The sequence below is a fragment of the Spirulina subsalsa CS-330 genome, assembly GCF_028330765.1.
Taxonomy (GTDB): domain Bacteria; phylum Cyanobacteriota; class Cyanobacteriia; order Cyanobacteriales; family Spirulinaceae; genus Spirulina; species Spirulina subsalsa_A.
In genome coordinates this window covers 1-21,894 of sequence record NZ_JAQMTY010000299.1, presented here as the reverse complement: position 1 = coordinate 21,894, position 21,894 = coordinate 1, and the positions used below count along the sequence as shown (strand labels likewise).

The window sequence follows — 21,894 nt, the reverse complement described above, 5'->3', positions numbered from 1 at the left end:
GCAAACCACCATGTCCAACATTTCACGGCGTAAACTCATTCAAACCGGCCTCGCTGCCGGGGCCTTCCTCACCGCCAAAGGCTGCGGCGCAGCCCCCGAAGAAACCACCACCACCGACAACGGCCCCAAAAGCCCAGAATTCAACGCCAATAACAGCAAAGACGTGACCCTCCGCTTCATCGGCACGGGCGTTTCACAAATCAACGAAATTCGCGAACAAGCCGAAAAAGACCTCGGTTTTAAACTGGAAATGCGGGCCCTGAGTACCGAAGAAAATAACCAAATTGCCATCACTCAACCGGGGCAATACGATATTTTCGACGGGGAATATTTCAGCCTGCCTTTGGTCGTGCCTTCGGGAAATTTACAACCCATTGATATTAAACGCCTCAAATCCTTTGATCAGATTGTCTCGATCTTCACCACCGGTAATCTTTACGATGGCGCACTCGTCAACACCTCCCAAGGCACGGCCCCCCGGAAGGTGATGTATCTCAAAGATGCCGAATCCAGCGAATTTGCCGATGAGCCGACGGATTGGGCGACGCTAATTCCATTCCAATACAACGCCGATACCCTCGGTTGGCGGCCGGACTTGGTGGGCAAAGAGATTAACTCCTGGGCGCAATTGTTTGATGATGACTTTGCCGGTAAAACCTCGATTCTTGATATTCCCTCGATCGGGATTATGGATGCGGCAATGGTGCTCGAAGCGTCGGGCTTGATGACCTTCGGCGACAAGGGCAACATGACCAAAGCAGAACTGGATCAAGTGACGGAAATCTTGATCGAGCGCAAAAATGCGGGTCAGTTCCGGGCGTTCTGGAAGACCTTCGATGAATCGGTGAACCTGATGTCATCGGGGGAAGTGGTGTTGCAATCGATGTGGTCGCCAGCGGTGACGGCGGTGCGATCGCAGGGGATTGAATGCACCTATGGCCCCCTCAAGGAAGGCTATCGCGGTTGGGGCGGTGGCGTTGGCTTCTCCCGCAGCCTCTCCGGAATGGAACTCGATGCCGCCTATGCTTATCTTGAATGGATGCTCGATGGTTGGCTCGGTGCGTTCCTCAGTCGCCAAGGCTACTACAGCGCCGCCCCCGAAAAATCCAAGGCTTTCATGGAACCCTTTGAATGGGATTACTGGTACGAAGGGAAAGAAGCCGCCGAAGATATCGTTGATCCCTTCGGAAAGAAAATCGCTGACCAAGGAAGCGTGCGCGATGGTGGCTCTTTTGATGAACGGATGGGGAATGTGGTGTGTTGGAACTCCGTCATGGATGAGCAAACCTACCTGATCCAAAAATGGAATGAGTTCATCGCCGCTTGATGTCTCTCCCTGTCTGGGTTCTCAGTTTCCCAAGCTGGAAGCTGAGGGCCCGCGATCGCACCGCCCTGCAACCCCCGCTAATATCTTCCCTTAAGAATTAGGTTGCTTGTAGTGCCACGACACACCTTAATCGGTGGGTTACTACGAAAAAACATTATTTTAGCTGTGCCATATGGTGGGAGTCTTCTTTGCACATTTAAGATAAGACAGGAACTCAAATCGGACTGAATCTCTTGACCCTGGGCGAACCCACCCCAGCAGAATCAAGAGCCGGTGGGGGGGTTCGCGTCGTCCGATCGCATCCGAACGGTACACCCCAAGATGGATTTCGGCTTAGGCTCGTTGCTGGCAGAGGGAAGCGATCGCCTCTCGTAACTGGGCCGGATCATCAATCAACCGATCCGGATTATGAATTTCTAAAATTTCGCGGGTATTAAACCCCCACGTCACCGACACCACCGGAATCCCACTGCGATGGGCGGCATCAATATCACGGGTTTCATCCCCCACATAAATCAGATCCGCCGTCGTCACCCCATAGCGGTCTTGCACCCGCTGAATCATCCGATGTTTGCCGAAAATCGTCATCCCGGCATCCACCCAACGAAACAACCCATCTAGGGCTTGATGCTCTAGAAAAATCCGCACATTTTCTTCAAAATTTGAGGTCAAAATCGCCAATTGATACCCCTCAGCCGCCAGGGCATGCAAGGCCGCCACCATCCCCTGAATCGGCAACACATCGGGCATCGTGCGTTGTACTTCTTCCTTGGCCCGGCGGATTAAAAATGGAATTTTAAACACCGAAACTTGGGACTGGCGAATAATTTCTTGGGAACTGAGGCCCCGCATTTTTTCCACTTGGGCAGGGCTGAGGGGCGGATAGCCAAATTCATCAGCGAGGCGATTGAGAATAGCGATCAGCATTTGATGGGTATCGGCGATCGTGCCATCGAAGTCGAAGAGAATGATCGGCTCGGTCATGGGGGTGGGGAAAAGGGGGCATCAGGATCGCTCCTGTTGTCCAGATTAGCACGGGCATTTCGCTGCCATTGGGTGGGCTTAATCCGACGCAGGGCGGAGGCGGGGAAGCGTTGCTGCCAGTCGGCTTCGCTGAGGTGGGCGAGGCTGGCGAGATCGGGGGCGAGGTTGTCGGGATAGGGGTAAAATTCAGCGACATCGGTTGTTTGGGCGAAGCGTTGATTCCAGGGGCATACGTCTTGGCAAATGTCGCACCCAGCTACCCAGCCATCAAGATGGGGGGCAACATGGTCGGGGAGGGTGGCGGCGCGGTTTTCAATGGTGTGGTAGGCGATGCAGCGGTTGGCATCGACGACGTAGGGGGCGGCGATCGCACCCGTCGGGCAAGCCTCTAAACAGCGGGTACAAGTGCCGCAATGGTTGCTATGGGGTGCATCGGGGCTTAAAGGCACATTGATCAACACTTCCCCTAAAAACACCCAGGAGCCATAGTCACGGGTGATCACGTTGCTATGTTTACCAATCCAGCCCAACCCCGCCCGCTCTGCCCAAACCTTATCTTGAATCGGGGCGGTATCGACAGCGTAGCGGGTTTTGATGCCCTCACCTTGGGATTCGAGCCAGTGGCTCAGGGCTTTGAGGCGACGCTGCAAAATGCGGTGATAGTCCCGTCCCCAGCCGTAGCGCGAGATTTTGCCGATCGCCGGATCATCGCTGTGGGGGTGGGGGGTGTAGTAGTTGAGGGCAACGGCGATGACGGCGGCGACTTCGGGCCAATAGTTGCGAATATTAGCCCGTTTGGGGTTGGCCATCCAGGCCATCTCGGCGTGATAGCCCTGGGCGAGCCATTGCTGGAGACGGGCGGTATGGCGAGCCTGATCCGCCTCATCATCCACGGCGGCGATCCCCACTCGGTGAAATCCGAGGCGGTGGGCTTCTTGTTTAACCTGGGCGGCGGTGAGGGAGGCAGCGGGGATCATGGGAGAATGAATAGAATCACAAGAGTTGTTGAATCGGGGTTTGACCTATGGCTCGTCAACGGAACCCGTCCGATCGCCCCGCGAAGATCTGCCCGGTGTGCGATCGCCCGTTCACTTGGCGCAAGAAATGGGCGACCTGTTGGGATGAGGTGAAATATTGCAGCGATCGCTGTCGCCGCCGTCGATCATCAGCGGCGACAGAGGCTGAAGCCCCAGACCCCTAAGTCGTCGGCTCATCGGGGGGAGATTTTTTCGAGATTCCCAGTTCCTTCGAGCTTTGCTTCAGGGTTTTCCAGAGGTCTTTAATTTGCACATAGGCATCATTGGATGAGATTTTGCCCGCTGTTTCTAGGTTGCAGATATAGTTGACCCGTTGGGCAAATTCTTGCAAGTTTGCATTAAACACGAGATTACCCGGCTCAAAGTGCCCTTGATAGGAAGCGCGGGGATAGATGAAGTTGTCTTTGGGATCAACCATAGTCGTAAGTATTAATTAGAAACATTTTCATAGACCCCGTTGGGCCCATTCCATTGTAATGATTGATTTTGATTGTCTTGGAGAAATGGCAGCGGTCGGATCATGCGCTGCGGCGTTGGCGCTGGGCTTCGTAGAGCAGTAGACCCGCTGCGATCGCTACATTCAACGATTCCACTCCCGATGTTTGGGGAATTGAGACTTGCCCATCGGCCAAAGCCTGGATCTCCTCACCTAACCCCGCGCCTTCATTGCCCAGCACAATCAAACTCGGCGATCGCCAATCCCAATCCCAATAGACACAATCCGCCCCCATCGTCGTCGCCACGATCGCCACACCCTGCTGCTTGAGGGTTGCGATCGTCTCGCCCACATCCGCCGTCGGCAGCACCGGAAACCGCAACGCCATCCCCGCCGAAGCCCGCAACACCTTCGGATGATCCGCCGCCGCTGTGCCTGGCCCCAACCACAGGCCATCCGCCCCCGCCGCCGCCGCCGTCCGAATCATCGTCCCCACATTACCCGGATCTTGAATCGCCGCCAACAACAGCCCCAAACGCAGGGGAGACGCAGCCTGGCGAGGCAAGTAATGATCATCTAGGATCGCCACCACACCATCCGGATGCACCGTCGTCGCCATGCTGGTTAACACCGCCTCGCTCACAACTTCTGTGCGGGCGGCTTGGCGTTGGGCTGCCGCTGCCAATGGTGGATATTTTGCCTGCCACGCTTCGGTATAGCACAGCACCTCAAGGGGATAGCCCTGCTGAAGCGCCACTTCGAGGAGGTGCGTGCCTTCGAGGAGGAGGCATTGCTGTTGGCGGCGGCTTTTACTGCGGTGCAGTTGGCGCAGGTCTTTGACAAGGGGATTTTGGCGACTGGTGATCATTGGTACTTAGGGGTTGTTGGGGAACGCACCCGGTCGCACAGTTAAGGCTACGGTGCGCTGCGATCGCTCCACCTCCACCGCCAACGGTTCACCGATCGCACTCCGTTCCACCTGCTGCTGTACATCCGTCGCCGTCATCACCGCCGTTTCGCCCACGCGCACAATAATATCCCCCATCTCAAACCCCGCCTGCTCCGCTGGCGACCCATTAATCACCCCCATCACGATCACCCCCTGGTCGCGCTCAATGGTGAAGGGCGCATTGGGGCTTTGGTTAAATTCGGCCCGGCTTTCCGGGGTAATGGTCATCATCCGGATGCCAAGATAGGGATGTTGAGCACTGCCACTGGCGAAGAGTTGATCCGCAATTCGGGTCGCCGTTTCAATGGGGATGGCAAAGCCAAGGCCCTGGGCATCGGCCCGAATCGCGGTGTTCATCCCAATCACCTCACCCTGGGCATTGAGGAGGGGGCCGCCAGAGTTGCCAGGATTAATCGCGGCATCGGTTTGAATGAAGCTCACCCGTTTATCCGGCACACCCACTTGGCTGCTGGAGCGATCAAGGGCGCTGATGATCCCGACGGTGACGGTATTATCTAGGCCGAGGGGATTACCGATCGCGATCGCCCATTCCCCTGGGGTTAAGGTTTCCGATTGACCCAACTGCACCGTTGGCAGATCTTCGGCTTCAATTTTAATCACCGCAATATCGGTGACGGTATCACGGCCCACCACTTGCCCATCCACCGTCCGTCCATCTTTGAGGGTTACTTTAACCCAGTCTGCTCCCTCCACCACATGGGCATTGGTCATCAGGCGGCCATCGGCACTGAGAATAAACCCGGAACCTGTACCCCGTTGGATCGGGGGGCGAACTGGGGGCGGATCATCGCGGAAAAAGCGTCGGAAAAAGGGTTGCGTTTCAGAGTCAGGGTCAGGGGATGGGTTGGAGAACGCTCCACCGGCATCAATCCGCACCACGGCCGGCCCGACTCGCTGCACGGCGGCGGCGATGAAGTTGATGTTGTCGGGGGCAGCCGTGGGGATGGGGGCGGTGGGGGTGGTGGAGAGGGTCGCTGTGGGGGTGATGGGGGCGGGGCGTTCGATGACCACGGGTTCAGGTGGGGCCATCAAGGCACGATGACCCACCACACCAACGCCCCCCCCGACGAGGAGTAGACCTAGATACAGACTCAGTTGTTTGAGTGGGTAATTCATGAACAGCGATCGCAATAAATGGGGTGAGAGAGCCGACTCCTTAGCAACACGGTTGGAGGGATTCCCCCGGCTGAAAATCCACAGAAACTGGGTTTGAATGGTTGCAAACCAACCCGTGAATCCTTCAAGCACCGTAGACTTGATCCGCTTCTCTGTTAACACTTTGACACTCCCCGGCCTAAAGGCACGGGGATTCTTGGCTCACCGAGTCCACTTACCTAGGATTCCTTGCGAAGTCCTACATAGAGGTGGTTCTCTCCCCAAGCGTTACTTTCGGTGTGCCCCACCGTAGTTGGATTGCTCCAACGTTTGTTGGGATTGGCAGCAATATTTGCCAAAAGCTGATTCGTCTAGTCCCCGTGAATCTTTTACCTACTGGCAGGGAGGTCTAGAACAATGAAGTAGAACCCCATAGATTCAATTGCCAAGGTTCAGTCGCTACGGGTTAGGTAGCATCGGGTTTTTAAAGCGGTTGATTACCCTATCCGCTACGCTAATCATAAACCATCAAAAGCCGTCCAGGAAGGACGGGGCTTTAGACCCATGAATTTTGGTAACGTAACCGAGTGTCACGGCACACGCTAATTGGTGGGTTACTGTAAACAAAAACCCGAAATTTTCGCGGTGTCGGCCCCAACATTTCACCAGAAGATTCGCAGCGAATCCTGGCCGATCGATGGGTTAAGGGAGGCGATCGCGCCATTCTTCTACCATCAAGCTCCGTAGCGCATAGTAATCCGGGTGATCATCTGTGGCATCAAAGTGGCGCTGTTTTTCGTTGGATTGGTTAATTAAGGTATGCATCACGGCGTTCGCTTGGGTCACGGCTTGCTCACAAGTGGGCTGGGGTTCTAGGGCTAAGATCGCGGGTTCTACTTGCACCAAGGCCTCGATTAAGATATCGCGATGTCGATGCTCATGGCGCGTGACGGCGTTTAAAAAGATGTCCCAGCGTTGTTGCAAGCGGCGATCGGCTTGGTCGTAGTCCACCCATTTCGGGAAGGTATAGACCACATCCGCGATCGTTTCCACGGTGGCGATCGCACAAAAATTCGCCCCCACCCGCACAAATTCATATTTCCAACTGGGTTTGAGGGCTGCTGTGGCGATCGCGGTTTTGCCGCTGTAGTGATCCATGCGCGGACTTCGCAGCGGAATTTCCTGGATCAGATCCGCCGCCGTCTGCCCGTAGATTTCGTAATAGGTATTTTCCTCGTTGACCTGGGGCGCGTTGGCATTGCGTCCCTGTTGGCTCTGGCGAATAATTTCGCTGCGCACCGCCGGCGAAAACGCCAGAGTATACTGCTGGGCCGATTGACTCAGTTGCCAATCCGATTGCGTCGGCAGATCCACCGTCATGGGTGGGGGCGAAGCAACGTCCGCAGACCATCCTGTCACCGGCATCCCCATCGGCAACCATCGCCCCGCCCCGCCCACCACCACCCCCAAAACCGCCACCCAACCCAGCCACCGCCACCCCTTGTTTGGACGTGGTGCGGCTGATGTGGCGGTGAGACGGTCTAGGGTGTGGTGTGCCCACTGTTGCAGCTTTGGATCGGGGTCGGTGAGGAGGGCTTGGCAATGGGCGATCGCTTCCTCCCGCTGGCCGTTCTGTTGATAGGCTTCGATCAGCAAACATTTTAGTGTTGTCGCCGTGGAGGAGGGGGGAAAATGCGTCTTGGCGAGGCGGGTGATCACGGTGGTGTAATCCCCTTGATCCATCGCCTGTTGAAGGGTGGCGAGCAAGGCCTGTTCCGGTTTGGGGCGGTGCAGGGTTTGGCGTTGTTGAGCCGCCCACTGTTGCACTTTCGGATAGGGGCTGGTTTGCAGTCGGGTGCAGCAGTCTAGGGCCTGTTGAATCTTGCCCGTGGCGCGATAGGCTTGGCACAGACCAATTTGGGCTTTGTAGTAGTCCACGGCCTGGGGGTCGGGGTGACGATCACAGTATTGGATCAGCACCGCGATCGCCGTTGGATAATCCTTCTGTTTCAGGGCGTTCAGACCAGGGGTGAGGGTCATAGCAAGTTCAAGGGCAAGAGTTCAGGAGTGCGATCGCGCCTCGATGCCTAGGGATGTGGCGCGATCGATTAACGATCCCTCACTTAATTTTAACGGGGTTGTTTTGAATTAATGTGAACCGCATACCATTTATATTCTTGATTAGCTATATAATTAATAAACTGAAACATCGGCGTACTTCTCATGATTATTCAACGCATTTTCCTGCGCTTTAGCCTTATCCTCCTCCTCAGCCTGGGATTCACCGCCCCCGCTTGGGCAACCCCAGCCCCCGCTGAACTCGGCCAAGTAGTGCAGGAAATTGAACAGTTAGACCAGATGCGATCGCAACTCGCCTCCACCCTCGAAGACCGCACCGAACCCCCCACCGTCGAAACCTTTAAAGAAGTGTGCAAACCCGTTGGGATGCGTGCCAAGCAACTCAATGAAACCCACCCCTGGCAAGTCAAACAAATCGCCAGCCGTTACCGCAACCCCGCCCACGCCCCCGACACCGACACCGCCCGCGCTGCCCTGACCACCTTCGAGACCCACCCCGATTTGATTAGCTTCGTCCAAACCGAAACCATCAACGGCGAACCCGGAACCCGCTACTATCGCCGCATCAACGTTGAAGCCACCTGTCTCGCCTGCCACGGCGCGAAAGCCAGCCGCCCGGATTTCGTCAAGAACAACTATCCCCAAGACCTCGCCTACGATTTCCAAGCCGGTGATCTACGCGGGATGTATGCGGTCTTTGTGCCCGATGCGAAGGCGGCTTTAGCGGAGATGTCGAATTAATCAATCCATGGGATCTATTTTTGAATGGATCGAATTCTGGTACATTGGGGCGCGATCGCCCCATTCCTTCACCTCACCTCTGACGGATCATGATGAACCCCACCCCTCAAATTAAGGTCAAGCTACGGCAGATCAGTCGCTGGCTCGCGATCGCTCTCCTCCTCTGTTGCATCAGCTTTGGGTTCAGCGCCCCCGCCCATGCGGATCTGTATACTCACATCGATGCCCCCGGTCGGATGCTCTATCGCTCCAAAGCCAGCGTCCGCGACCTGAATCGGCAAACCTGGCAAGCGATCGCCTTCACCCACACCTACGGCGACCACCGCGATCCCATACTCCTACGGATCGTTGGCTTTCCTGACCTCACCTCCCTCGATCACGAGCAACCCCTCATCCTCGAAACCTCCCTCGGCAAACGCTTCACCCTCCCCAACGTCTCGACCAAAATTAAGCGCGATCCGAGCGAAATTCCCGACAACGTCGCCCAGTACGACATCACCAGCGTCATCCCCGACCTTAACCCCGCCGTCCCCTGTCTCCTCTCTGTCCCCACCCAAGCCGAAAGTCTATTTATCCTCAAAATCCCCCCCCGCCTCATCCAAGAATGGCAAAGCATCCTCGAACAGGCAGACTCGGCCATTAGTTAACCTCGGCAGGCGGTCTCAATTTACTCGCATTTAATAGAAAGCCAGACTTCTTAAAGTTGCTGAATTGAGAAAAAAATTCAACAATCAAGAAATCTGGCTTCTGGATTACCACAGTATTACTTAGTCATCATCCATGAGAGGTAAAGGCCCAGTCATTGGATTTGAATACCGAACATGTTCACCACTTGGCTGGCTAGGCAGTTTGGATTCAAGCATTTTATCCAAGTCAGGATCAGATAAACCATAAGCAACATTGAAGCGATAATAGTACTTTCTGTCTACACCACTCATGGAAAGTTCATCTTTCTTGGGTACTGGAAGATAATTTAAGGAATATTTCGGTATAACTGTCCTGTTGTGATTAAATGCCGTATAAGTAGATAGAATGGCATCTTTATAAAATTCTATTTGGCTGCCACCACCACAGATTAAAATGTCGAGGCTGCTTGCACTATTAAGCCTTGCTCGATACACCTCTGAGTCTGGCTCTTTTGGTTTGACTTTTTGTGCAATCACTGATCCTACTAATCGATTAATGTTACCAATAGCAAGCAATAACTTCAGATAGACTTTCTCTTCCTCTTTAGAAATTGATTTTTCACTCAATCGTTGCTCAATTGCTTCTTGACTTAACTTTAGTGCGCCATCTTTCTGACGATACTGACTGATAACAGATTCCCCGGCAGATAGAGGTCGTAATAGAGATTGAGCAACAAGTTCAAGTGACTCCGATAGGTTAGAACTATGTTGGAACAACATTTTCTTGACGCTTTCATTTGTTACAGTTCGCAAGTTCTGTGCCACCTCAGCAGCAATAGCTTCAACCCCAAGCCATTCTACTTTTGCAGCATAGTATTTTAGAGTATTTTTCTTACTACTATCTGCACGTTTATGGCAACTTGCTCCTTCAATAGTTCCACTGCCAATATCAAAAACGGCTGTAATATTCTCACCAACATTGCTGCCAGATGAAAATATTACTGCTGTGACTTCTGGTACTGCTGAACAAGAACGTTTTGAAGAGGTAAGTGCTTTAACCGCAGGTTCCAAAGATCCGATTTTGCTTGTTAAGTCGCTAAGATTGTCTGAGGGTGGAATACCAGATCCTAGTTCTAGATCTTCACTCAGCAGCCAAGCTACATCGAATACCTTTTGAAACACCTGTATTATGGGTGAATCACAATACTGAACTGGCACACAGATTTGAGCGCTCCAATCAACTCCTTCACCTTCAAAAAACTCCCCACTGTTTTCTTTAATCCAGCTTTTACTACGCCAAATAACCCGACTGAGATAATATGCTGCTAATTTACAGATATCACTATCACCTAGCTTTTGATCAATAGGAACTTCTATCAATCTCATTTTGATAAAGTCAATTTTTTTAATCTTTGGCTCTTTTTCTTTTTGTTGCTTCCATTCTTCAGTAGTTAACCCCGCCAAAACCTGACCGTTTGACATGATGCCAATTTGAGAAGATAGCATATTCTCTTCACAGGATTGCCCTTGCCCAAAAGCCACGAGCCAGGAAAAAGACTGAACAACATCTCGAACACAAACTTTCGTGAAACTGGTACCAAAGTCAATACCTAAGTGTAAATTTACTTTACTCATAACCACCTAGTTTTTACTACTGATATTAATTATACCAACACCTAAGATTTTTGGGAATTCTTGGGCATTATTATCTATACAGAATAATTTCTTTTTTCTCTCAAAACTTTTAGTTAAGGCTGTCTGTAGCTTTTCATACACTTCTTTGACTTTAGGTATAGGAGGCAACTCACAAGGTTTTCCTTCAAATGCAGCAAAATGAATCAGCTTTTCCGCATCATCATCAGGAAGGTCATTGCCATCGTCTAAGTGAGTTGCTTTATAAGCAAGACATTTTTCAGTTCTCCAATCATTAATTTCCCATTTCTGAATAATGTAAAAATAGTCTCCATCTTTATGTTTTCCGTATGGAGGTATTTTGATTTTTGCTAGAGGATATAAAATGGGCTTCGGTGGACTTTGATTATCCGGTTCTTTGTCTTGGTACTGAGTGAAAATCCATCGTGAAAGTGGATGATTTATATCTATAAAATCGCAATTTTCAATACTCGAATACTGTTGAGCATCGAACGTCACAAGTCTTTCTTTACTATATAGTTCGATAAATTTAGGTGGTTTTTGTGAACGACAAAAAGACTTTAGCTTTTCTTTTGTATCGCTATCTAGTTCTATCTTTAACGCAAGCTTTTCTTTTGTATCGCTATCTAGTTCTATCTTTAACGCAGCTTTGGTATATTTAGGTGCTGTGTCTGTATACTCTTTTAGATAATCTTCTGTAAACCTCTGAATTTCATCTCCCGAAAGATAGTGATTTTGTTCATAACTATACCTGACCAATTCAGAGAGATATTTAGGACAAGAAAACGATTCAAAAGTTGTGAACTTACCAAGTGGCAAGATACTATCTAAAATGCCGCTTAAGCAAATTTTTTCTTTATCAACTCTTTCAGATTGAGGTTTTTGGATCTCTTTTTCTATCTCTTTCAATATTCGTAAGCAGAGCTTTAGTGTTTTTTCTGATTCTTTTATCGCTGTAGTGGCTGCCTCCCCATCTTGCAAGTTATTCTTGAAACAAGCATGGCCGTTGTTCACCATGGAAACGGCTGTTTCGTTTTGAAATTCTTGATGATTGAGGACTTTATTGAATTTCTCTTGTGCCACTTTGAATGCTCTATTAAGTAAATCTATTTCTTGGGATTTGTTTTTTAAAGACTCGATGACTTCATTGATTGTTTTTTCTGCATCTGCGATCGCCTTTTTAACATTTTTTATATTATCAGGTTCATTATTCAGATATTTGTCGAGAACTTGAATGATTTTATCGTTTACCTCTTTCATTTTTTCAAAATTCTCAGACGCACTCGGATCTATGAATTTGAATAGCGACAATAATATTTCTTTTTCTTTTTCTTTTTTATTTTTTGATTTTAAGGGAGGTGTTAAGAGCAAAAAATGATGAGATTCATTACATAATAAACGAACATTGTTATAACTACCCTTTTCAGGAATACAGGATTTGTCAGCTTCATCAATAATGACTAAATCCAACAACGGCAAAGATTCTGTGGTGGGAGAAATTTCTTTCCGCAAATCTGCTATTAACTCTTGTATGTTTTTTTCGGTAATTTTATTTTGAATGCTCTCACGCTTTATAATATAAGAAAAGCTAATCTTTTCTTCTTTTTTCTTTTTTTTAAATTCCTTGATTTCCAGAATATTTGCATTAATAAAAAAAAGTTTTTTGATGCTCTCTTTCCACTCTTCTGCTGAATTTTTAGGACAGATTATCAACAATCGTTGAGCCGTTTTCCTTGCTTGTAATTCCTTCCATATATACAATGTCGATTTAATGGTTTGCTCTAATGCTTCCTCCTTAGCAATCATTAGACCTTTGACTAAAGATGGAAGATTCACAAACTTAGCTGCTGCTTCAAACTGGCGACATTCTTCTAGTTCAAGTTCAGGTTTAGAGGAATCTGGTTCCATACTGTAAAAAAAATTCGTCAAGTGCCCCGTTAGTTTTTCATGGGTCAAAACTTGACGTAGATTACGAGGTAAGCCAAATCGATCTAAATCAATTAGAGTATCAACAATTTCCTCATTTTCATATACTTCAAGATCTCTCTTTAAATGGTATTCATATTGATTTTGAAACTGATGCACTTCAACTTCAATTCCGTGAACCCCTTTTTTAGTTTCCCCTGTTGTAACGCCACGTTTAGCAGGATTTCTGCACAACCGGACTTTTTGTCCTGGCTTTTTAGGGTTCCATTCTGGACTGTTCATACAATATTATTACTCTGAAGCGTTGTTAGACTGCTAATCATAGCAGTTGTGCCATTCCCATAGATCGCCCGCCACAGTCAAATTAGTCAACACCACCAAACGCCGCAACGACATCCTTATTTCCTCTACGGAGGCAAAACGTTACCCTCCATATTAACTAACTTTACCCATCGTTGCGATCATTGTGTCCGTTCAGGGGTAAGGCTTTGGGCTTATTTCGTGAGTATGATGTGGATGCCGTCCCATTCTTCGGGGGGTGGCGTTTCGAGGTAGCAATGGCAAAGCATCCTCACCCAGGCAGACGCGGCCATCAATTGAGCGTGTCGGGTTCGATGCCGAGTTCTTTTAGCTTCGCGAGGGCGCGATCGAGTTGGCGTTGGGTTTGGGCTTCTCGTTCGAGGGCGCGATCGCGCTCCTTAACCACCTCTTGCAGGGTTTTAAACGGTTCCCCATCGGGATAAAACACCCGTAGACCATCGGCCCATTGTTCAAACCGGATCTGGAGTAGGGGAGAAGTCCAGGGCAGATTTAAGGCCATCACCAGCCGGGGTTCCTCGTCGGCAGTGTTGCGCACCAGTCCCCAAAAATTCTCGGAGTCTGGGTCATAAAAATACATCTCCAGCACCCCATGTTGGGCATAGAAGGCTTGTTTGGTGGCCATCTCAGCAACGGTATTACTGGGGGAGATGATCTCAAAGACGACTTGGGGCGCGATTCCGTCTTCTTCCCATTGTTTATAACTGCCGCGATCGCCTTGGGGCCGCCCCAAGACCACCATGGCATCCGGGGCTTGCCGGGGTGGGGTTTGGCCGGGGGGGACTTGGACGGGATACCACAGCAAATCACCGGCCACAAACGCCGTCTGTTCAGCAAAGAGTTGCTTCAGGTTTTCCACCAGGTACACAATCCACTGGTATTGCAACGTATTCTCTGCCATGGGCTTGCCATCAGAATCGGGATACTGGGTGGAAAGGATGGGAGGGGAAATCATGGGAAAAACAGAAAGGGGGCTGATTATTTGGTGAGCATGATGTGGATGCCGTCCCATTCTTCGGGGGGTGGGGTTTCGAGGTAGCGATCGCACCGATGTAGATACATATTCACCGGGCGATCCTGGGGGCGGAGTTCGGCCGCTTGTTGGAAGGAAGCGATCGCCGCTTGAAAATCACGGCGGAGGTAGTGAGTCCGGCCGCGATGGAAACGGTCTAAAAACGCCTCAAGCTCAGGATTTAGATAATTCGTGCGGTAGTCAATCACCTCATAGATCGGCACAGCCTTGCTCTTGCCCTTCACCCGTGTCACATCTAATTCGCGCACAATCAGGCGATCGCGCCCCCCACAGGCCGCATAGGTGGACTCACTGATCAAAATATCGCAGCCGTATTCCTTCGTCAGACTTTCTAAGCGCGAACTGAGGTTCACCCCATCACCAATCACCGTATAGTCCATCCGTTGGCGCGAACCGATATTTCCCGCCACCACTTCCCCCGAACTGATCCCAATGCCAAAGCGGATTTGGGGTTCATGACTGTGGCGAGAGGGGGAAGCCTGCGATCGCTCCCGGTTGAATTCCGCCAAACGGTGACGCATATCGAGGGCGGACTTCACCGCCAGCCACGCATGATTTTCCTGCAACGGCAGCGGCGCACCAAACACCGCCATCAACGCATCGCCAATGAATTTATCCAACGTGCCGCCGTGGTCAAACACCGATTCCACCATCGTTTCAAAATAGCTATTCAGCAGCGCCACCACCTTCGTCGCCTCCAGATTTTCCGTCAGGGTCGTATAGCCGCGAATATCCGAAAAAAGGATCGTCACATCCTTGCGTTCCCCAATCATCAAAAAGTCATCCCCCGCCGCCATCACCTGATCCGCCACACTGGGATTCATATAACGGTAAAGCGTCGATTTCATCCGTTTTTCGCTGCTGATGTCTTCGAGAATCACCAACCCCCCGCGCACATCACCTTCCGGGTTAGTGAGGGGATTAACCGTTAAATTCACACTGCGTTCAAAGGGCTTGAGGTCGGGATAATTGGAGGTGATGTATTGATCCGGAGTACAGAGGGGATCATTCCACAGCGCATAGGTGTCGGGGCGATCGGGGAGGGGAATCGCGAGGACGGAATTGAGTTCACCGAGGGAGCGACTGGTAGCGATCGCTGCCTTGATCGTCTGCTCCGGCACATAATGTTTTGCCCCTTGGTGCAAACTATCAATTAAGCGGAATTGCAGATGATCAATCGGGAAAATATCCCAGGCAAACCGCCCCACTAATTTGTATTCCCAGAGCGGGCGGATTTTCTCATCATGGAGTTGATCCGGTAGCAGTCCCAGCAGTTCTAACGCCGCATCATTAATCGTCACAATTCGCCCCTCTAAATCCGTCGAAATCACCGCATCCGACAGACTTTGGAGCATATCTTTTTGGTATTGTTTTTCCGTCAATACCGTTTCAAAGAGTTTGGCATTTTCCAACGCAATCCCCGCTTGGATATTGAATGCCTGCATAAACTCTTCATCAGAACTGCTAAAACTCCCGTCGTTTTCTTTATTAATTAACTGCGTCACCGCGATCAATTCACCGTTAGAATTAAACACCGGCATACAGAGAATACTTTGGGTGTAGTATCCTGTGCGGCGATCGGTGGAGGGGTCAAAGCGGGAATCTTGGTAGGCATCGGGAATATTGACGATCTGGCCCGTGGATGCCACATAACCGGCAATGCCTCGATTGGCGGGGATACGGATTTCCAGGGTATCCGTACCGTCAGCGGTGGCGACTTTGCTCCAGAGTTCGTTGGTTTCTCGACTGAGCATAAACAGGGTGCTGCGATCGGCTTTCATCAGGCGGCGGGCTTGCTCCATCACCGATTTCAGGGTGGCATCAAGATCCAAGCTCTGCCCCAAACTAGAGGTGGCTTTCAGCAATGCCGCTGCGCCCCGCTGATTGCGGGCCGCGAGATAGAAGGATTGGCAGGTTTCAAGAATAATCCCAATCGAGTCGGCAAAGTCGCGGAACCGCTGCTCATCTTCAGCATCGAACACTTGACCATTGACTTTATTAATCAACTGCACCACGGCCACCACTTGATTCGCACTGCTGATGATCGGCATGCAGAGCATCGTTTCAATGGTGTAGCCCGGAATCATGTCGATTTCGGGGCTAAATTGGGGGTGATCGGTGGCGTTTTCGATGTTGAGGGTTTCTTGGGTGGCAGCGACGTGGCCGGGAATGCCCACATTGAAGGGGAGGCGAAGATGGCGTGAATCGGCTTGGTCGGTGTTGTCGAGTTTGGCCCACAGTTGACCCGCTTCATTGTCCACGAGGAAAATTAGGGTGCGATCGGCTTGGAGGATTTGGCCGATTTTGAGGGTAAAGGCATCCATGACCTGCTCTAGCATGGTTTCTAGAGCTTCGTTGTTGATCATGTCCAAGGCCCGCAGGAACTGTTGAAATTCAGCGGTGATGAAGTCCAGCAGGCAGATGAATTCGTTGATCGAGAGGTCTTTAACGCGATCCGTGAGGATGCTGGTGCGGTTCAGCTTGGTGAGTTGAGTGAGTGAGGCGAGGATACTGCCAGTATTGGTTAATGGCATAGTTTAGCTGTGAGGTTGCAACTTGCATTAAAGACAAACTCTATTGTGGTTGATCATAACAACGATGTTGGGAGTCGTCTGTGTTTTTGGGGGAAAACTCGCGCTAATTTGTGAGGATTTGAGTATCGTTCCGCCAGAAATAAACGATCGCTCCCCTCAAGGCTGATTTTGGGGCGTGGGGGAATTTGTGCAGCCCGGATGATGACCTGTGATGTTACTGTTGCTATAAGCATTCATGCAGGATTGTCAACAGTAATTACACGAGTATCACAGTAGAGTATTGGGTATGTTTGGAGATTACAGCGTTACAGTGGCAACGATCGCAACGGGTTTGATCGGATGGGGCGCGATCGCACCTCCCGCTGTTGCGGTTCGCCTCACGGGTTTATCGGTGTTTTCAGCCCATGGCGGCGGCGGGATTACCGGGGAACGGATTTGGGATACGAGCGCGGCGACCCCGTTTTGGGATGCGTGGGTTGCTCCGGTGGGATTGGATACCGAATTTTTAAATGATGGGAGCGATCGCCCCTTAAACTACACCCTCACCCCCGGAACCCATGCGTTTCAGGTTTGGGCCGATCCGGGCTGGAATTACCAACCCTCTTGGTTTCCTTTGATGGGTTTGGGGTTATTTTTCGAGGATGATACAACTCAGCCCGACATCACCGGGATGCGCTTAATGCACCGCACCGCCACGGATAACCCACCAGAGGTGATTCCCATTAGCGGCATGATGTTCAATTTAGATAATCCCTTTGGGGTGACCAGTGGAGCCGGAACCCTGAGCGCACATTGGGGCACAGAGACGGTAACCCTCACAGACTTTCAATGGTTTGAAGCGTCGGTGTTAGGGCGCGATCGCATCTCTCCCCAAAGCCCCACTCCCAACGGTAACCCCGACCAAATCGGTTTCTTCTCCCTTACGGTCACCGATGACAGTCTGCCCACCAGCGACCCCGAAAACACGGCACAAACCCCCGAAGGCAGCACCCTGTTAGGACTGATGGCGGTGGGGGTGCTGCTATTCCGTCAGCGTCGCCCATCTGCTAAATCGTGACGGGGCGGGGGAAAATGCCACAATCATTAGGGAAACAGATGGAGCGCGATCGCTCCCCCTCATTCACCAGGGCATCGTCTCGACCGCTAATTTCTGCACCTCTTCATGGTTAAAACCAAGCGCCGCAAAACCAACAAAAAAAACGCCGCCCCCACCGCTCCCCCCCTTACCCCCAAAGAACTGGCCGCCCAAAAACGGCAAGCCAAAGAACACCGCCAAAAATTAATTCAGGTTAATGGGGTCTGCATCGCCTTTCTCCTCGTCGTGGGACTACCCCTGATCCTGATTAACGAAAAAATTGGGTTGGCCCTGGGGGCAGGCGTACCCGTCATGTATTGGTCCTATCAATATCCCCGCAGCGCCCTATGGCTGTTTTTGGTTTATATGCCCTTTAGCGGCACGGTGATTTATCAGTTGGTGGGGGGCAATGCACTGTTTAACCTGGCCAAAGATGCGTTTTTCATCCCAGCGTTGATTGCCTTGGTTTTGAAATGTAAACAGGAGAAAAAGCCGATTTTCGTGAAATCGGAAATCATGGCCACCCTGGGAATTTTGACCCTCTGTGCTTGCTTGACCTTAATTGCGGTCAACGGCTCGATGCAGTTTATTTTGCCCATGTGTTCGAGTTTGCCCCGGCGCGGTCGGGGGATGCTCTGTAAAGAAGGGATTCCCCTCGCCCAGGGGGTTCTAGGCTTGAAAGTCTTGATGGGCTATATCCCGCTGATTTTTTGTGCGTACTATTTTGTGCGCGACAAAAAAGGCCTGTTGTGGCTCTGTCGGGTGCATTTGATTTTGGCGTTGATTTGCTGTGGGCTGGGGGTGTTGCAGTATTTAATGCTCGAAAGTGGCAGTTGTGAGGGAACACGTAATGAGGTGGGAGATGCATTGTTTAAAGCCAGTGTCGAGGCGAAATGTTTGGTAGGGGGATCGCTGGGCTATAGTCCATCACAGAACTTTATTCGGCTGCCGGGGACGTTTGCCTCGCCGTGGCATTGGTCGTGGTTTTTGATTTCCAATAGTGCCCTGACGTTCACGACGACGTTTTGTGATACCTCGCTGTGGTGGCGGTTGGGGGGGCTAGCGGGAATGGGGTTGGTGTTTGTGAATGCGGTGATTTCGGGGCAGCGAATTGCCTTGGCGTTGGTGCCGGTGGTGACGGTGATTTTGTTGGTGCTGACGGGACAGTTGGCGAATGTGAAGCGGTTTTTGCCGATCGGGATTGGCTTGGCAGTGGTGCTGAGTGTGGCGATCGCCTCCAATCCGGAATTAATTCAAGAGCGGATCGAAAGTTTCCAAAGCCGTGCCGAAGCCTCGCCCCCTCAGGCGTTCATCATGGAGCAGTTCCGCTGGGCCACGGAGGAACAGCGGGGCTTTTTGGGGCGCGGTTTGGGCAAAGCAACCAATTCCACCCGCATCTTTGGCGAAACGGCCCTTGTGGAAACCTTTCACCCGAAATTGCTCTATGAAATGGGGTATCCGGGGCTGTTCGCCTTCATTCTGTTTACGGGTAATATTACTTGGGTGACCCATCGGATTACGCGATCGCTCAAAACCCCCAGCGTGCGCAATTTCGCCTCTAGTTTTTGGGTCTTTATTTTGATTATTAGCTTTTTCCCCTATTGGTATCCCCTCGACACTGACCCGGTGGCGGTTTATTACTGGTTCTTTATTGGGGTGATGTTTAATTTACCGAATATTGATGCCCAAGAACAGGAGAAATTAAAAGCAGAAGCACGGGAAGCCGAAGAACTGCTGCGCCAGAACAAAGCAGCCCGCGCTCGCTTACGAAATAATTCGAGTTAGGTCAATCCATCACCATTACTGGGTGCTAGCCGTCACGAATAAGGTGAGTTCTTCGCGTCCCGTTACATACACAATCATGCCAGGATTGAAGCTGCTACCATCAATACATTGAGCAAACCAATAGCTGCCGCGAAACTTAACCCGACCCTGTTGGCGAGGTGCGATCGCTCGCTCCACAATCGCTTCTCCACACCAATTTTGTAGACGTTGACGTAATGGAGATTGTCCTTGAGTGGTTTGAAAAAGGTTAAACATGGCTGAGTATTGAGCAATGAGAGGAACTGAAACCAATGGCGTTATCTTGTCAGAACCAAAATTGCTCCAATAAGTTCCAAAAGAGAGGGAGAAAAGCAGGAAAATGCGATGATTTTCGTGATTTGAGTCGGCCAGTTTTTAATCTGTCACACTATCCAGGAATAATTTTGAATTCCGAATTACACCCCATCAAGATCATCTTGAACAGGCATTTATTATTCATAGACCTACATCCCAGAAGTTAAATGACGATTACCTCTGTTAAACAACGTATTTTTCTCGTCGGCTGTGGGCGATCGGGAACCACGTTATTACAATGCTTAATTGCCGCCCATTCCGATATTTTTTCTATCCCAGAATCAAAGTTTTTTCAATATCTCGTTCCCACCTATGAACCGCGCCGCTTAATGTTCGGTCTCACCTCGCGGCAATTTTATCCTTGGATTATTCAGTTTTGCGAGGATATGGGACATCCGGAATTAGCCTCAAGTTGGTCAAAATATCCCCTTCCTATCGCCTGGCAAGCGGAAAAATTTGTTCATGATCTAGACAGGATTACCCGCCAATCCGGGTATCACATTTGGCTCGAAAAAAGCCCGAAACATCTCCATTATTTGAAGTATGTTGAGCGTTATGTGCCGGATGTGAAAATTATCCATCTGGTGCGCAGTGGGACGGATGTGGTGGCTTCACTCTATGATGCAGCGCGGAAATATCCGCAAAAGTGGGGCTATGAACACGGTACGATTGAGCAATGTGTGCAGCGGTGGCTCACGGATATTCAGGTGACGCAGCAGTATTTAGCCAAGCCGAACCATACGCTGGTGCGGTATGAGTCTTTGGTGGCGAATCCGGAACAGTCGATGCGGGATCTCTGTGACTTTTTAGCGATTCCCTTTGAACCAACGATGCTCGAAGATTATAAGGTGACGGCCCAACCGCTGATGAAAAATCGTTATGAAAACTGTGAGCCAGCGGTGACGGAACAGATTCAAAATGCAAATTCGACGAAGTTTTTTACCCTGTTTTCAGAGGAAGAGCAAGCCTATATTCAGGAAAAACTCGCGGGGGTGGATTTAGAGCACCTGAGCGCGATCGCTGCTTAACTCTCATGATGAAATCCTGTCTCATCTTTTTGAGCCAGGGGCTGAAGCGGCCTGGTCTGTGCTTGTGGTTTTCTGGAGTAACGGCCTGGTCTCGGCTTACTCTAGGAGCAAGGGGCTAAAGCCGCCTTGTCTGTTTTTGGTACTGGAACCCGATGACGATACTGCTTGACCATCCGATTGTCTATGAAAGTTTTGCCCTGATCGATCGCGAAGTAGGGCCCCATGATCTGAATGCGTCGGAGTATGAAATTGTGCGGCGGGTGATTCATAGTACGGCGGATTTTGAGTTTTTGAAGTTGGTGCGGTGGAGTGAGGGAGCGATCGCCGCCGGGATTAAAGCCTTAATCGGGGGGCAGCCCTTGGTGGTGGATGTGACGATGGTACGGCAGGGGATTTTGCGTAAAGTGGCGCAAACCTTCCAAAATCCGATTGTGACGGCTCTCGATTTCGCAAGTGAGGCCTTGCCGGGCAAAACTCGCACAGAAACCGGACTTTTGCGCTGTTTGGCTGACCATCCCCAAGGAATTTATGGCATTGGCAATGCACCAACGGCATTGTTGGCCCTCTGTGATGCGGTGGCAAAAACGGGACAAATGCCGCCTTTGGTGATTGGTGTGCCGGTGGGGTTTGTCCAGGTGGTGGAGGCAAAACAACGGTTGATCGAGTCGGGGATTTCCTCCATTTACACCCAGGGACGCAAGGGGGGATCACCTGTGGCGGCAGCGATTATTAATGCGTTGCTGACGTTGGCCTGGAATGAGGCCCAAGCCTTGCTTTGACATACTCCCCCACTAAACCCTACGGGCTATAGTGGGGGATTCTGAACAGCCAGTTACCTGACCATTTATCCACTCAAACAACGAGAGTTGCAGAGGGTTGCTAGGCTCAACGACTAACGCCATTGATTTATCCTG

At 50.8% G+C, this 21,894-nt stretch carries 19 protein-coding genes; 8 read left to right on the top strand and 11 right to left on the bottom strand.

The window, feature by feature from the left end:
• Positions 1-10 precede the first annotated feature (10 nt).
• On the top strand, positions 11-1,327 hold the full coding sequence (locus PN477_RS20530) for an ABC transporter substrate-binding protein (RefSeq protein WP_272122230.1): 1,317 nt from the start codon (positions 11-13) through the stop codon (positions 1,325-1,327).
• Between the two features lie 333 nt (positions 1,328-1,660).
• Here PN477_RS20530 and PN477_RS20525 read toward each other — a convergent pair whose 3' ends face one another.
• Both PN477_RS20525 and queG read right to left on the bottom strand, forming a co-directional pair.
• Positions 1,661-2,311: an HAD hydrolase-like protein gene (locus PN477_RS20525; protein WP_272122227.1), complete on the bottom strand. Its 651-nt coding sequence runs from the start codon at positions 2,309-2,311 to the stop codon at positions 1,661-1,663.
• Positions 2,308-3,288 carry a tRNA epoxyqueuosine(34) reductase QueG gene (gene queG / locus PN477_RS20520; protein ID WP_272122225.1) on the bottom strand — a complete coding sequence of 327 codons (981 nt, stop codon included), beginning with the start codon at positions 3,286-3,288 and terminating at the stop codon, positions 2,308-2,310. The genes PN477_RS20525 and queG overlap by 4 nt, the downstream gene beginning before the upstream one ends.
• Before the next feature lie 47 nt (positions 3,289-3,335).
• Here queG and PN477_RS20515 point away from each other — a divergent pair, with 47 nt between their 5' ends.
• Positions 3,336-3,512, top strand: coding sequence for a DUF2256 domain-containing protein (locus PN477_RS20515; RefSeq protein WP_272122223.1), 177 nt, complete (start codon positions 3,336-3,338; stop codon positions 3,510-3,512).
• On the opposite strand, the gene PN477_RS20510 is transcribed toward PN477_RS20515, so the two are convergent.
• The 4 genes from PN477_RS20510 to PN477_RS20495 all read right to left on the bottom strand — a co-directional run bounded on the left by PN477_RS20510 (position 3,509) and on the right by PN477_RS20495 (position 7,889).
• The gene (locus tag PN477_RS20510; protein ID WP_072622833.1) at positions 3,509-3,766 is read right to left on the bottom strand and encodes a DUF7219 family protein; all 258 of its coding nucleotides are present in this window, start codon (positions 3,764-3,766) and stop codon (positions 3,509-3,511) included. The genes PN477_RS20515 and PN477_RS20510 overlap by 4 nt on opposite strands.
• A gap of 100 nt (positions 3,767-3,866) precedes the next feature.
• The gene (locus PN477_RS20505; protein WP_272122219.1) at positions 3,867-4,652 is read right to left on the bottom strand and encodes a TrmH family RNA methyltransferase; all 786 of its coding nucleotides are present in this window, start codon (positions 4,650-4,652) and stop codon (positions 3,867-3,869) included.
• A 6-nt stretch (positions 4,653-4,658) separates the two neighbouring features.
• Complete coding sequence (locus PN477_RS20500) at positions 4,659-5,870, bottom strand: HhoA/HhoB/HtrA family serine endopeptidase (protein WP_417158874.1); 1,212 nt, start codon at positions 5,868-5,870, stop codon at positions 4,659-4,661.
• 681 nt (positions 5,871-6,551) lie between these two features.
• Positions 6,552-7,889 carry a DUF922 domain-containing protein gene (locus PN477_RS20495; protein ID WP_272122215.1) on the bottom strand — a complete coding sequence of 446 codons (1,338 nt, stop codon included), beginning with the start codon at positions 7,887-7,889 and terminating at the stop codon, positions 6,552-6,554.
• Positions 7,890-8,072: 183 nt separating this feature from the next.
• Between PN477_RS20495 and PN477_RS20490 the strand changes: the two genes are divergently transcribed.
• Together PN477_RS20490 and PN477_RS20485 are read left to right on the top strand one after the other, a co-directional pair.
• On the top strand, positions 8,073-8,669 hold the full coding sequence (locus tag PN477_RS20490) for a Tll0287-like domain-containing protein (RefSeq protein ID WP_272122212.1): 597 nt from the start codon (positions 8,073-8,075) through the stop codon (positions 8,667-8,669).
• 89 nt (positions 8,670-8,758) lie between these two features.
• A complete protein-coding gene (locus PN477_RS20485) occupies positions 8,759-9,316 on the top strand; it encodes a DUF3122 domain-containing protein (RefSeq protein WP_272122210.1) in 558 nt (185 codons plus the stop codon).
• A 120-nt stretch (positions 9,317-9,436) separates the two neighbouring features.
• Here the strand turns inward: PN477_RS20485 and PN477_RS20480 are convergent, their stop codons facing one another.
• From PN477_RS20480 to PN477_RS20465, 4 genes are all read right to left on the bottom strand, one after another.
• Complete coding sequence (locus tag PN477_RS20480) at positions 9,437-10,930, bottom strand: hypothetical protein (protein WP_272122207.1); 1,494 nt, start codon at positions 10,928-10,930, stop codon at positions 9,437-9,439.
• 6 nt (positions 10,931-10,936) lie between these two features.
• Entirely contained in the window at positions 10,937-13,156 is a 2,220-nt protein-coding gene (locus PN477_RS20475) for a DEAD/DEAH box helicase family protein (protein WP_272122206.1), read from the bottom strand.
• A 310-nt stretch (positions 13,157-13,466) separates the two neighbouring features.
• Positions 13,467-14,147, bottom strand: coding sequence for a Uma2 family endonuclease (locus tag PN477_RS20470; protein WP_272122203.1), 681 nt, complete (start codon positions 14,145-14,147; stop codon positions 13,467-13,469).
• A 23-nt stretch (positions 14,148-14,170) separates the two neighbouring features.
• Positions 14,171-16,759, bottom strand: a complete 2,589-nt coding sequence (locus PN477_RS20465; RefSeq protein WP_272122201.1) for a GAF domain-containing protein — start codon at positions 16,757-16,759, stop codon at positions 14,171-14,173.
• Between the two features lie 286 nt (positions 16,760-17,045).
• Here PN477_RS20465 and PN477_RS20460 point away from each other — a divergent pair, with 286 nt between their 5' ends.
• Both PN477_RS20460 and hpsL read left to right on the top strand, forming a co-directional pair.
• Entirely contained in the window at positions 17,046-17,816 is a 771-nt protein-coding gene (locus tag PN477_RS20460; protein WP_272122199.1) for a PEP-CTERM sorting domain-containing protein, read from the top strand.
• 105 nt (positions 17,817-17,921) lie between these two features.
• Positions 17,922-19,619, top strand: coding sequence for a hormogonium polysaccharide biosynthesis protein HpsL (gene hpsL, locus PN477_RS20455; protein WP_272122197.1), 1,698 nt, complete (start codon positions 17,922-17,924; stop codon positions 19,617-19,619).
• A gap of 15 nt (positions 19,620-19,634) precedes the next feature.
• On the opposite strand, the gene PN477_RS20450 is transcribed toward hpsL, so the two are convergent.
• Positions 19,635-19,874, bottom strand: coding sequence for an NfeD family protein (locus tag PN477_RS20450; RefSeq protein WP_084668842.1), 240 nt, complete (start codon positions 19,872-19,874; stop codon positions 19,635-19,637).
• A gap of 245 nt (positions 19,875-20,119) precedes the next feature.
• Between PN477_RS20450 and PN477_RS20445 the strand changes: the two genes are divergently transcribed.
• The gene (locus tag PN477_RS20445) at positions 20,120-20,980 is read left to right on the top strand and encodes a sulfotransferase family protein (protein ID WP_272122194.1); all 861 of its coding nucleotides are present in this window, start codon (positions 20,120-20,122) and stop codon (positions 20,978-20,980) included.
• 152 nt (positions 20,981-21,132) lie between these two features.
• Positions 21,133-21,759, top strand: a complete 627-nt coding sequence (locus PN477_RS20440) for a precorrin-8X methylmutase (RefSeq protein WP_272122192.1) — start codon at positions 21,133-21,135, stop codon at positions 21,757-21,759.
• The last annotated feature ends 135 nt before the right edge of the window (positions 21,760-21,894 follow it).